10 protein-coding genes and 1 other annotated feature (1 of these 11 only partly in view) are annotated in these 12,266 nt (G+C 49.5%); of the genes, 3 read left to right on the top strand and 7 right to left on the bottom strand.

Annotated features, from left to right (window positions below; all coding sequences use genetic code 11):
- Window positions 1–220 (bottom strand) — a binding site (T-box leader) (it extends 29 nt beyond the left edge of the window).
- 141 nt (window positions 221–361) lie between these two features.
- A complete protein-coding gene (gene rlmD, locus ABC765_RS00230; RefSeq protein ID WP_347980463.1) occupies window positions 362–1,789 on the top strand; it encodes a 23S rRNA (uracil(1939)-C(5))-methyltransferase RlmD in 1,428 nt (475 codons plus the stop codon).
- A gap of 730 nt (window positions 1,790–2,519) precedes the next feature.
- On the opposite strand, the gene asp1 is transcribed toward rlmD, so the two are convergent.
- Together asp1 and ABC765_RS00220 are read right to left on the bottom strand one after the other, a co-directional pair.
- Entirely contained in the window at window positions 2,520–4,016 is a 1,497-nt protein-coding gene (gene asp1 / locus ABC765_RS00225; protein ID WP_347980462.1) for an accessory Sec system glycosyltransferase Asp1, read from the bottom strand.
- Window positions 4,016–5,557, bottom strand: a complete 1,542-nt coding sequence (locus ABC765_RS00220; protein ID WP_347980461.1) for a glycosyltransferase — start codon at window positions 5,555–5,557, stop codon at window positions 4,016–4,018. The genes asp1 and ABC765_RS00220 overlap by 1 nt, the downstream gene beginning before the upstream one ends.
- 149 nt (window positions 5,558–5,706) lie before the next feature.
- Between ABC765_RS00220 and ABC765_RS00215 the strand changes: the two genes are divergently transcribed.
- Entirely contained in the window at window positions 5,707–6,117 is a 411-nt protein-coding gene (locus ABC765_RS00215) for a hypothetical protein (protein ID WP_006499275.1), read from the top strand.
- A 33-nt stretch (window positions 6,118–6,150) separates the two neighbouring features.
- Here the strand turns inward: ABC765_RS00215 and pyrE are convergent, their stop codons facing one another.
- From pyrE to ABC765_RS00190, 5 genes are all read right to left on the bottom strand, one after another.
- The gene (pyrE, locus tag ABC765_RS00210) at window positions 6,151–6,789 is read right to left on the bottom strand and encodes an orotate phosphoribosyltransferase (RefSeq protein ID WP_347980460.1); all 639 of its coding nucleotides are present in this window, start codon (window positions 6,787–6,789) and stop codon (window positions 6,151–6,153) included.
- A gap of 2 nt (window positions 6,790–6,791) precedes the next feature.
- Complete coding sequence (pyrF, locus tag ABC765_RS00205) at window positions 6,792–7,523, bottom strand: orotidine-5'-phosphate decarboxylase (protein ID WP_270635079.1); 732 nt, start codon at window positions 7,521–7,523, stop codon at window positions 6,792–6,794.
- Window positions 7,523–8,437 carry a dihydroorotate dehydrogenase gene (locus ABC765_RS00200; protein ID WP_347980459.1) on the bottom strand — a complete coding sequence of 305 codons (915 nt, stop codon included), beginning with the start codon at window positions 8,435–8,437 and terminating at the stop codon, window positions 7,523–7,525. Before ABC765_RS00200 ends, pyrF begins: the two co-directional genes overlap by 1 nt.
- Before the next feature lie 133 nt (window positions 8,438–8,570).
- Window positions 8,571–9,101 (bottom strand): bifunctional pyr operon transcriptional regulator/uracil phosphoribosyltransferase PyrR, encoded by a 531-nt coding sequence (gene pyrR, locus ABC765_RS00195; protein ID WP_006500912.1) that lies wholly within the window; start codon window positions 9,099–9,101, stop codon window positions 8,571–8,573.
- 245 nt (window positions 9,102–9,346) lie between these two features.
- Window positions 9,347–10,636: an adenylosuccinate synthase gene (locus ABC765_RS00190; protein WP_056968127.1), complete on the bottom strand. Its 1,290-nt coding sequence runs from the start codon at window positions 10,634–10,636 to the stop codon at window positions 9,347–9,349.
- 210 nt (window positions 10,637–10,846) lie between these two features.
- Here ABC765_RS00190 and ABC765_RS00185 point away from each other — a divergent pair, with 210 nt between their 5' ends.
- Window positions 10,847–11,821 (top strand): GMP reductase, encoded by a 975-nt coding sequence (locus ABC765_RS00185; protein ID WP_033934575.1) that lies wholly within the window; start codon window positions 10,847–10,849, stop codon window positions 11,819–11,821.
- Window positions 11,822–12,266: the final 445 nt, after the last annotated feature.

Below are 12,266 nucleotides of genomic sequence, written 5' to 3'. Positions count from 1 at the left end.
TGATTCACCATGCCATCGCTGACACGGTCTTTTACGTACGGCCCCATTCAAGCTGGAGCGATACGCGTGCACGGTAATGGGTGCGACCATCCATCCTTACTTGGTTTAAGGATGAAAACTAGAAAGTGATTTTCGTCTAAGACTTTAACCGATCCCCTCACACCTAGCAGGACTCGCTGACGGTGGCCAAAGACTACTCTTCTTTCTTCATTGCATTCGATATGATTAACTTTTAACAATATACTAATGCAACGTTAATTTTTCGTCAATGCATTTTTAATAAAAATCACAAATAATTTTTGGCCATTCTGCCAATGTGCTAAAATAAGACCACTGAAACGCAATAGAACGGAGAAAAACAATGGAAAAAAATCACACCCGCTTTAATCATCGTCGGCCACAAAAAAGCCCATACCCACAGCCCCAAGTCGAAGTCAGCCTTGGCGATCGCTTCCCCTTGACCATTCGCAAACTGGGGATCGAAGGCCAGGGCATCGGCTACTTTAAACACAAGGTCTGCTTTGTCCCTGGTGCCCTGCCAGATGAAGTCGTCGTAGCTGAGGTTACTGCTATCCATCCCCGCTACCTGGAAGCCAAGATTCATAAACTGCGCAAGCCCAGCCGCTTCCGAGTTGAGCCGCGCGACAGCTATGCCGATCAAGCAGGCGGTTTTGAATTTGAATGCCTGGCCTACCCAGAACAGTTAAAATTCAAACGGCAGGTCGTCTTAGACAGTCTGGCCAAATTCAAGCCGCGGGGATGGCAAAACTATGACGTGCGCCCAACGATTGCCGCCCCAGAACAATACGGCTACCGCAACAAGGCTCAATTCCAGATTCGCGAACAAGATGGTCATTTGATTGCCGGTCTGTACCGCGCTAACAGTCATGACGTGGTCGACATGCCAACATGTGCCGTTCAGATGCCAGGCACGATGAAAGCCATGCGCGCGATCGTCAAGATGTTGGATGAGCTAAAGATTCCAGCCTACGACGAGACCAGCAACAGTGGGATCATTAAAACGATTGCGATTCGGGAGTCATTAGCAACCGGTGAGCTGCAGGTGACCCTGATTACCAATACTGCCAAGCTGATTCATAAGGGACCGCTTTTAGCCATGATTGCTGAACAGCTGCCTGAGGTCAAGTCGGTCGAGCAAAACGTCAACCCTGGCGATACGCCGCTGGTTTGGGGTGATCAAACGATTCATCTGGCCGGTCAGGAATACATTACCGAATCATTGATGGGACTTGATTTTCATCTAAGCGCCCGTTCGTTTCTGCAGCTGAACCCCGCTCAGACCGAAACGCTCTATGAACAGGCAGCCAAAGCCATGGAGCTGGGGCCCGATGACGTCTTGGTGGATGCCTACGCGGGGATTGGGACGATTGGACTTTCCCTGGCCAGCCGCGTCAAAAGCGTACGCGGGATGGAGGTCATTCCTGAAGCCGTGGCCGATGCCAACAGCAATGCCAAGCTTAACGACATCCAAAACGCCAGCTATGAAGTCGGCACCGCGGAAGAAGTCATGCCGCGCTGGCAGGCTGAAGGATTCCGGTTCAATGCTCTAGTCGTCGATCCGCCGCGTACCGGTCTGGATGAGGCCTTGATCGAACAGATTCTTAAAGCCAAGCCCGCTAAGTTTGCGTACGTTTCCTGCAACATGTCGACCATGGCGAAAAATCTGGCACGACTTTCCAGCGTCTATCGCGTCGACTGGATTCAGCCTGTCGATATGATGCCGCAGACGCCGCGCTGTGAAGCCGTCGTCAAGCTCAGCCGCCGCTAAAATCTGATTCTAAACAAAAACTGCAGCCGCCTGTCGACTGCAGTTTTTTTGATGAGCCAGCTTCAGCCTTGATAGCACCGAACGGCTGGGATTGTGAAGCCAATTAGGCCGCAACCAGCTTCGGGCACTTAAATTACCTACTTTTCGCTGATTTCTCGCTGGAAGTAGGTAACTGTATATTCCGCCAGCCCAACTTTACCTACTTGAGACGGTTTTTTCTCAAATAGTAGGTAAAGATGTATATTTTAGGGCTGATTGGGGTAGACCAACTTTGTGAATTACCTACGATTGCGTGATTTTCATCAAATAGTAGGTAATGTTAGGTCGCCCAAACTCGATATACAATAGTTTTTACCTACTATGCATCGGGTTTTTGAAAAAAGTAGGTAATGAAATTTTTGTCATATGTTATTATGCAGAGTTTTTTGCATAATGCTCACCAATCAAGGCGTTCTGCGACAAATCACCTTAAATTGAGCACAATCTTGGCAGCCGCATTCGCACTTAATCCGTTATGCCATAGACCATCTTAACTGCTGGCGAACACTTCATTGCAACGGTGACTGGCGGCTCTAAAACGACGCTACTGTTCGCTGACCAGCTCAACTGCCAGCGGTCACTTCATCGCAACTGCTGACGAGCCACTGATTTTCCACTCCCAGTCAGCTTTACCAATGACGTAATCCATTGCATTTGCTGACCAAAAATCGTTTCAGGCCAGCTTCAAATTCTACTTAACTGCCTGCCACTGTTTCCAGGTTGCCGCGGCACTGATATTATCCAGATCATCATAGGCGTGATCGCTCATCTGCTGAAGCTTAGCCGGACTGCTTAAAAGCTCAACGACGGCCTTAGCCATGCTTGCAGAATGATTCAGCGCGATCAGCCGGCCATTTTCATAATTGACGATCATCTCATCAGGACCATACGAAAAGTCGTAGCTGACGACCGGAACGCCATGCCCCAGCGCCTCCCCCATTGCTAAAGGCTGCGCATCGATGCGACTGGTATTAAGCAGCAGCTGGGCTTGATCAAAGGCAGCGTCCAGCGGATATTGATAATCAGCAAACTCAACCGCGGCGTCAATCTGAAGGTCTTTGGCCAGCTGCTTGAAGTTGGCTGTGTCATTAGGCGCGCCATAGCCATAAAGCGTTAGTTTCGCGTCAGGTACGGCAGCTTTGATTTTGGCAAACACCTGCAGCAATTGGTCAGTCTGCTTGTCGTAACCCAAGCGGCCGACACTGATCAGCTGGTGAGGCGTTCGCGCAGCTATCTTGATGCGCTTGGCTGCCTTTTTAACCGGCGTGCCGTTAATCGTCAAAACACGTGCCGATTTGCCCAAGCGCTGACGCAAAACGCGTGCCTGCGCCTGCGTCATCACGATAATGCCATCCCAGCGATGCAGATTTTCCGTTAGGGCGTTTTGCAAAAGGCTGTTCAAAGGCGCCTTCAATGGATCTTGGCCATCATTGACGTGACTCATCGGCAGCCACAGATAGCGATGAACCTTGGAATGCATATGCAGAATCGGATCAATGGCAACAGCCGGCCGATCCGCGATAAAGACGTTGTTCTCGCCATGAGCACGATTCAATTCATCCAAAAAGAAGGCAAACATTTCATTTTCACTGGCAAACCAATGATCCTGACCATGCCAGTTTTTTAAAATATTCAGCGAATTGATCGGCGTGTTCTGGACCGATTTGACAAAGTAGCGCTCCAGATACAGCTGGCCATCGGGACGATAGTAGCGGGCATTGAACTCATGACCATCCTGACCAAAGAACTCGTCAACGGCCTTAAAGCCCCGAATGTCATAGGTATTGCGCAAAGTCAGGCTGCCGGTCTGATCGTACCAGTCGATGTGATGAATCTGACCGATCGTCCCACCGGCAAAATAGATCGTTGCTGCCAAGCGTCCCCCGTCTCTGACCTCGCGAAAGTTGTTGCCCGTGCCGATCTGATAGTCGACGGCCAGTTTCAGATCCTCGGTATGCAGTGGCTGGCCTTGATAGTCAGTCGTCTGGGCAAAAAAATCATAAAGGTTGGTCAGTTGGTCATTAGCGACGCCAAAACGCTGCATCGTGCGGTGAAGCACTGGATCAAAATCGCGCGTAACCAGCTGGGCCGGCGTCTGATGATCCTTAAACAGCTGCAGACGCTTTAATTCGGCATGTTCGACACTGGAGTTTTTTCCCAGCAGATACTGATTAACAAAGAAATCCATCAGTCATTGGCCTCCTTTGGCATATCGCTAAGCAGCTCGTTCCATAGTTTCATGACATTGGCTGCCGAGTAGCGGGCACTGTCTTGATAGGCATGCGCACTAAACTCAGCCAGTCGCTTCTGGTCGGTCAGCAGACTGATGATTGCCTGCGCCAGTCCGTCAATGTCGCCGTTTTTAGTCAGCAGCCCATCTCGTTGATCAATCACGACATCGGCCGGACCGTACTTGATGTCATTAGCCACGATTGGCAGCCCGTGCGACTGCGCCTCCACCAAAGACAGCGGCAGACCTTCCGCACGGCTGGGCAGAATCAATAGCTGCGCCCGTTCATAGACTGCATTGACATCGGTCGTATAGCCGCAAAAGGTGACTGAGCTCTCAATCTGCTCGGCACTGACCTGAGCTTTGAGCTTCTGGTCGAAATTATCATTGGCATATCCCCAAAGCTCCAGCTGGGCATCGGGAACCTGTTGCAGAATCTTAGGCCACGCCTGCAATAGATGATCCTGCTGTTTTTCTGGCGAGAGCCGCGCTACCATCACGACCAGATCGCGCTGCCGCTTAGCAAAATCAACATGCGGCGCTGCCAAGACCTCATCAGCTACGATCGGCCCCGGAATCCGATAGATCTTGACGCCCTGCTTGCCAAAACGATCCTGGACGTCAGCCTGCTGCTGCGGCGTTAGAGCAATAACGCCATCCCAGTCCTTCAGATGATCCAATCCCCATTGATAGTTGTAGTTTAGCGTTGAGTGCAGCATGTCGCTGGGATTATTGACATGGTCGTTATGCAGCTGCATGACGCGGAAAACGCGATGATGCATGTTTAAGACTGCCCAGCCCAATTCATAGACGCGATCCACGACCAAGCCCAGCGGACCATCGCCATTCAAGGCAGGATCCACGGCCAGCTGATCATAGAAAAAGCGCGTCAATTCGTCAAAATTGGCAAACTGCCAGTCCTGACCGTGCCAGTTAAACAAATGGTAGCTGGTTGTTTTTTGCTGGCGCCGATCCTTAAAGTTCACCTTCTGCAGCGCCAACTGGCCATCAGGACGCAGATAGTTTTCCACGGCGATCTGTCCATTCCAGTCGTACAGCTGCTCAACCGAAGCAAATCCCCGATTGTCATACCAGACTACCTTCAACAGCTTGCCAAAATGATCAAAATACTGCAGATTGATGATGCTGCGATCGCGATCATTGCGGCGCCGAACGTACATGACCCGCGTCTTGCCGTCATAGTAGTTGTAGCTGATGCCATCTGCCTTGCGTTTCCATTTTGGATTCAGATGCAGATCCTGAAGCTTGACGATGCGATGCGGCACTAAGCAGGCATTTTGAAAATAGTCGAATAGATTGATAAAGTCCTGATCCTTAATCCCAGCTGCTTCCACGACCAGGTGCAGCTCGTTGGAATACTGCCGCGTCACGATCTTGGCTGGCTGCTTGAACTTCTTAAACAGATTGAGTCGCTTGATTTGGGCGTGCTCAATTCCGGATTGATTGCGCTGAAGGTTATCGTTTAAAAATAACAGCATTGTTTCACCCTTTTCTTTGCTCGCACTTGCTTGATTAAGTTTAACATTTGAATGTGAAGAAAGCATGATTGAGCTGTTGACATTATTAGGCCCGTATTCTCAGTTATGTTATGATTAATGGATAAACGTACAAAGGGAGGCCTGGACGGATGCAGAATCCATTTGGCAATAACAATCAAAATAATCAGGATTTTTTTAATAATCTGCCAATACCGCCAAACTACGCCAAGATCAAAAATGATGAGGGCGAAATGCGCATTGCCAAGGTAGGCTTTTCTTGGACCGTCTTTTTGTTTGGCCCGTTTCCAGCTTTGTTTCGCAATGACTGGTACAACTTCTTTTTAATGATCGTCTTGGATCTGGACTATGTTTTGGTCGGTCTGTTTTTCAAATGGAACTGGATGCTTGATTTCCCATGGCCAACACTGTTCTTCTGCTTCTTTTACAACATGATGTACTTTAGACATCTGTTCACCAAAGGATACTATCCAGCCGATGAGCGTTCAAAAGAGCTTTTGACCCAATCCGGCTATTGGAAAGAAAAATATCGGCAAAAATAAAAAACGATAGCGATTTGGCTATCGTTTTTATTTTTAATGACGAGCTGACCAAGCGGCAGGATCCTTGCGCCATTCATGCAGATCCTTCATTTGATTGCGGTCGATCAGATCTTCTTTTTCCGCGGTCTCAATCAAGGTCGTGTAGTTGGTTACCGAGTAGTATGGAATGCCAAACTGCTGGAAGTTGTCGTCGGCAGCCGGCAGTTCATAGGTGAAGACGGAAACCACGCCCACCACATCGGCGCCTTCTTTTTCAACGGCTTTAACGGCTTTTAAGACGCTGCCGCCAGTCGAGATCAGATCATCAATCACAACCACGCGCTGACCCTCATAAAGAACGCCTTCCGTCTGCTTGCCTTGGCCATGATCCTTAGGCTTAGAACGCACGTAGATCATTGGTAGGCCCATTTCTTCGGCAACCCAGGCCGCGTGTGGAATCCCGGCCGTGGCGGTCCCGGCAATTACGTCGACGTCTTCGAAATGTTCGTTGATCAGCTGGACCATGCCTTCATAGATGTTGCGGCGAACGGCTGGATAAGAGATCGTCAGCCGATTGTCAGTATAGATTGGCGAGTGCAGTCCGCTGGCCCAGGTAAATGGCTTGTCGGGGCTTAAAGTGATTGCTTGAATGTCTAAAAGATCTTTAGCAACGATTTCGGCTTGTGTTGACATGTTTAGTTTTCCCCTTCCATAAATGCTTGACGAATCATCTGGTAGGCACTGACTGGATCTTCCGCCAGCGTGATCGGCCGGCCAACCACGATCCCATTGCTGCCCAATTCGCGAGCCTGCTGTGGCGTAACGACCCGTTTTTGATCATCATGAACCTGCAGATTAGGCCGAATCCCTGGGGTAACGCACAGAAAATCGGGACCGGTAACTTCGCGAATCGCCTTGACTTCTTGAGCTGAGCAGACGACCCCATCCAGACCGTTTTTTTCCGAAAGCTGCGCGTAGTTCTGTACGGCTTCGATCAGGCTGAAGTCAACGTGCTGTTCCTCATGCAGAATCCGATCGTCAATCGAAGTCAGTTCCGTAATAGCCAGCAATTTAGGCATTGGACAGCCGGCCGCTTTGGCACCTTCTGCCAGCCCCGCCTTGGCTGCCTGCAGCATCTCACTGCCGCCAGCCGCGTGCGTCGTCACAAAGGAAACGCCCATCTTGCCGATTGCCGTCATTGCCCGCTTAACGGTGTTGGGAATGTCGTAGAGCTTTAAATCCAAGAAGATCTTAAAGCCGCGCTGCTTGGCTTCTCTAACAATGCCGGGACCAAACGCGTAGTACAGCTCCATCCCGATTTTGACGATCGGCGTGTGATCCGTGTCGTTGGCGAGTTCATCAAAAAGCTTCAATGCGGCCTGTTTCGTGTCAACATCAATAGCCACCATTGGTTCAAATCGTTCCATTAAAATCGTACCTCATTCAGATCTGTCAGTTTCTCAATACCATAATAATCCATCACCGTCGGCAGCTGGTCAATAATCTTAGGACAGGCCAGCGGATCATGGAAGCTGGCCGCGCCAACCTCAACCGCATTGGCACCAGCCATCATAAATTCCAAAACGTCTTCTGGAGTCTCGATCCCGCCAACGCCAATAATCGGAATGTTGGAGAATTGGCGAACCTGGTGAATCATGCGCAGTGCAATTGGTTTTAAGGCCGCCCCGGAAAGCCCGCCCGTGACGTTGGCCAGTTTTGGCTTGCGCGTCTTCAGATCGATTGCCATGCCAGTTAAAGTGTTGATCATCGTCAAACCGGCCGCGCCACCATTGATTGCGGCTTTGGCCAGCGGAACGATGTCGGTAATGTTTGGCGTCAGCTTAACGTAGACCGGTACGTTGGAAACCGCTACGCAGCGCCGCGTCAAGCGTTCCAGCAATTCTGGATCGGTTCCCATTGCCAGACCGCCATGCTTGACGTTGGGGCATGAGACATTAAGCTCCATGGCACTGACGTAAGGCGAGGTCCCCAGCTTGGCCGCTACTGCTTCATATTCTTCCTCGCTAAAACCGGCTGCACTGGCGATCACTGGCAGTTCAGGATAGTTTTGCGCCAGCCATGGCAGCTTTTCTTGGACCACGTTGTCAACCCCGGCATTGTTCAGACCATAGGCATTCAGCCAGCCGGCAGACGTTTCACAGGCCCGTGGCGCAGGATTGCCTTTGCGTGGCTGACTGGTGGTTGACTTGATGACCAATGAGCCCAATTTGTTTAAATCATAGTTGCGGGCAATCTCTTGACCATACCAGCAGGTTCCGCTGGCAGGAATTACCGGATTCTTCAAATACAGCCCTGGAAGTGAAACTGATAAACGACTCATAATTTTCCCCTTTCGAAAAAAAGCATCAGTTGCTCACTTCAGGAGAGCACTGATGCTTTTTAAGGTCGTTTAAAAACCTCACCGCACCGTTTGACCCTCTCTGGAGTTCATTAAATGGCAACGCTAAGTTAGACTATTCAATTGAGATATCTTCATGACCATCGTATTCTTCGACCGCCACGTGTACCGTTTCATTAGTTGACGTTGGAATGTTCTTGCCGACAAAATCAGGCCGAATCGGCAGCTCGCGGTGACCACGATCAACCAAGACCGCCAGCGAGATGCGCTTTGGCCGGCCCATATCCATCAAGGCGTCTAAAGCAGCTCGTACCGTCCGCCCCGTGAATAAAACGTCGTCGACTAAAATAACGTGCTTATCGTTAATGTCGACGCCGAGGTCAGTAGTCTTGACTTCTGGCTCAACCTTATGATCTGGACGATGACGGTCATCACGATACAGCGTAATGTCAAGCGTTCCTACTGGTACCTTAACCCCTTCCAACTGTTCCATGCGCTTGGCAAGACGTTGGGCCAGGTAGACGCCGCGCGTTTTGATTCCAACAAAGACCAGGTTTTCGACACCCTTGTTTTGTTCGATAATTTCGTAGGTAATTCGGGTCAGTGCCCGTTGCATGCTCGAACCGTCAACGATTTCATGAGCCATGAAGTTCACTCCTTTATTTTATTTGCTGAAAGAAAAAGCGTCTCTTCGCACCAAAACGAGGAGACGCAACATTTATCCGTTCCTTTTCAGCCTCACGGGACCAAGTTAAAGGTGCTCATACTTTATTTGTTAGTGTAACTGCCTCAATTAGCAGTGTCAACCGCCAGAACCAATTCTAATCAAACCATAATAAAAAGATCCAACCATCAGCGACGGCTGGACCTGATTGATTGATCTGCCAAGGTCTAGCCCAGCCAAGGGTCATGCAGAATAATCGTCTGTTCACGGTCAGGGCCAACCGAGATCGTAGCCAATGGCGTTTGTGACAATTCACAGATCCGCTTCAAATAGTTCTTGGCATTTTCTGGCAACTCATCATAGCTCTTGATCTGCGTGATGTCGCCTTCCCAGCCCGGCAGCTCTTCATAAACCGGTTCGCAGCGATCCAGTTCAGCCAAGCTGGCAGGGTAGTAGTCGATTTCTTGACCATCTAAACGGTAGGCCTTGCAAATCTTGACCGTCTTTAAGCCAGACAAGACGTCAAGCAGGTTCAGGCTCAGGTAGGTCATGCCATCAACACGACGGGCATGGCGCATGGCAACCGAGTCAAACCAGCCAACCCGCCGTGGACGACCGGTTACGACCCCATATTCATGACCAACTTCGCGAATGTGGGCGCCGATCTCATCGTGCAGCTCAGTTGGGAAAGGACCAGCCCCAACCCGCGTGCAGTAGGCTTTGCAGATGCCAACGACCGTATCGATCTGGTTAGGTCCTACGCCCGCCCCAGTTGGCGCACCAGCAGCACCAGAATTAGAAGAGGTAACGTATGGGTAGGTACCATCGTCGATATCCAGCATCGTACCTTGCGCACCTTCAAACAGTACTTTTTTGCCGGCATCCAATTCATCGTTAACCAACAGAGAAGTGTCGGTAACGTATTTTTTCAGTTCTTGACCGTACTCGTAATATTCATTAAAGATGTCATCGAATTCGAGCGGCTCAACATGGTAGATCTTCGTAAACAGCTCGTTTTTAGCAGCCAGGTTAGCGCGCAGCTTTTCGGCAAAGACATCGCGTTCCAGCAGATCGCACATCCGAATCCCCGTCCGCGCAACCTTGTCCATGTAGGTTGGGCCAATCCCCTTTTGCGTCGTACCAACCTTCTTGTCACCCTTGGCTTCTTCTTGGCACTTGTCAAGCAGCAGGTGGTAAGGCAGGGTAACGTGGGCGCGGTTAGAGATCCTAAGACCATCCGTGCTGATGCCATTATCGTTTAAGTAATGGATTTCTTCGAGCAGCGCCTTAGGATTTACCACAACCCCATTACCGATCACGGAAAGCTTTTTAGCGCCGAAAATCCCTGATGGAATCAAGCGCAGAGCAAATTTCTTGCCGTCAAAGCTAATGGAATGGCCGGCATTGTTGCCCCCCTGCGAACGAACGACGACATCGGCTTCCTGACTGAGATAGTCGGTCATTTTGCCCTTGCCTTCGTCGCCCCATTGACTGCCGACGATTACTACTGATGCCATTAATTAGTCACCTCATCCAAAATTTCTTTATGAGCACGTACTTACTTAATGATATTATACGATTTACCAAAAATTTGCAAGATATTAACCGAACGTTTTCAAAAAGCCTAATTAAAAATGTGCGTTTTATGCTTGACGCCACGAATTTGTTTGTGCATAATAGCTAAGGTTTAACGTATTACATTTTTTACCAAAAAGGAGCCTTGACTCATGGAAACTTTTGATTACGATGACATTCAGCTGGTGCCTAACAAGTGCATCATCAAGAGTCGCAGCGAAGCCGATACCAGCGTTAAATTTGGTCCCAAGACTTTCAAGATTCCCGTCGTTCCTGCCAACATGGAAAGCGTAATTGACGAGGATCTGGCAATCTGGCTGGCCCAAAACGACTACTACTATGTAATGCATCGTTTCCAGCCTGAAGACCGTGCCGACTTTGTTAAGCGCATGCATGATCGTGGCTTGTTTGCCTCCATTTCGGTTGGAATCAAAGATAGTGAATACGATTTTATCGATCAATTAAAATCCGAACATTTAGTCCCAGAATACATTACGATTGATGTTGCTCACGGACACTCAGATTATGTAATTAAAATGATTCGCTATATTAAGCAACAATTGCCTGAATCATTCTTGACTGCTGGCAACGTTGCCACTCCTGAAGCCGTTCGTGAACTGGAAAATGCCGGTGCGGATGCTACCAAAGTCGGCGTCGGCCCTGGTAAAGCCTGCATCACCAAGCTCAAGACCGGCTTTGGAACTGGTGGCTGGCAGCTGGCCGCACTGCGTCTGTGCAGCAAGGCCGCCAGCAAGCCGCTGATTGCCGATGGTGGGATTCGGCATAACGGCGACATTGCCAAATCAGTCCGCTTCGGTGCCTCAATGGTTATGATTGGCTCGCTCTTGGCCGGTCATCAAGAATCACCTGGTCATCTGATCACCATCGACGGCAAGCGCTACAAGCAGTACTGGGGATCTGCTTCCGAAGTGCAAAAGGGCGCCTACCGCAATGTCGAAGGCAAGCAGATGCTGGTGCCATTCCGCGGTTCAATTAAAGACACGCTGCTGGAAATGCAAGAAGATCTGCAGTCATCGATTTCATATGCCGGGGGCCGCGACCTCAAGTCAATTACCAAAGTTGACTATGTAGTCGTTAAAAACTCCATCTTAAACGGCGACTATTAATCAAAAGGATCAGTCCAGACAAGGCTGATCCTTTTTTGCTGCAATAATTTAATCGCTGGCAGCGGTCAGCATCGGCATGTGCTTTGCCCGCTGCTGCCTCAGCATGACGACAGCCAGTTTCTTAATCGCCAAGCAGCCATGGTTAATTTCTCAATCTTTGCGAAACTCATCAGCAACTTAGGCAGCTTAACGCGAGCATCGTGGCAAGTAATTCAGCCACGTGCCTCGTCACCCATCTAATCAGCAATCTTATTTGATTAGCGACCGTTATGCAAAAAATCCTGCATATCATCTATGACAAAAATATCATTACCTACTTTTTAAAAAAAAGCGATGCATAGTAGGTAAAAATCAATGTATATCGAGTTAGGGATCCCTAACATTACCTACTATTTGATAAAAATCGCCCAATAGTAGGTAATTCACAAAGTCGGTCTGGCCCAAT

Origin of the sequence: Limosilactobacillus sp. WILCCON 0051, assembly GCF_039955095.1 — a bacterium.
GTDB classification, from domain to species: domain Bacteria; phylum Bacillota; class Bacilli; order Lactobacillales; family Lactobacillaceae; genus Limosilactobacillus; species Limosilactobacillus allomucosae.
Note: the sequence above shows the minus strand (reverse complement) of the source record. Positions and strands in the feature narration are given on the sequence as shown.

Bases quoted from the DNA above. Each gene is read 5' to 3' on its own strand.
- rlmD (WP_347980463.1), top strand. From the start codon at position 362: ATGGAAAAAAATCACACCCGCTTTAATCATCGTCGGCCACAAAAAAGC.
- asp1 (WP_347980462.1), bottom strand. From the start codon at position 4,016: ATGGATTTCTTTGTTAATCAGTATCTGCTGGGAAAAAACTCCAGTGTC.
- ABC765_RS00220 (WP_347980461.1), bottom strand. From the start codon at position 5,557: ATGCTGTTATTTTTAAACGATAACCTTCAGCGCAATCAATCCGGAATT.
- ABC765_RS00215 (WP_006499275.1), top strand. From the start codon at position 5,707: ATGCAGAATCCATTTGGCAATAACAATCAAAATAATCAGGATTTTTTT.
- pyrE (WP_347980460.1), bottom strand. From the start codon at position 6,789: ATGTCAACACAAGCCGAAATCGTTGCTAAAGATCTTTTAGACATTCAA.
- pyrF (WP_270635079.1), bottom strand. From the start codon at position 7,523: ATGGAACGATTTGAACCAATGGTGGCTATTGATGTTGACACGAAACAG.
- ABC765_RS00200 (WP_347980459.1), bottom strand. From the start codon at position 8,437: ATGAGTCGTTTATCAGTTTCACTTCCAGGGCTGTATTTGAAGAATCCG.
- pyrR (WP_006500912.1), bottom strand. From the start codon at position 9,101: ATGGCTCATGAAATCGTTGACGGTTCGAGCATGCAACGGGCACTGACC.
- ABC765_RS00190 (WP_056968127.1), bottom strand. From the start codon at position 10,636: ATGGCATCAGTAGTAATCGTCGGCAGTCAATGGGGCGACGAAGGCAAG.
- ABC765_RS00185 (WP_033934575.1), top strand. From the start codon at position 10,847: ATGGAAACTTTTGATTACGATGACATTCAGCTGGTGCCTAACAAGTGC.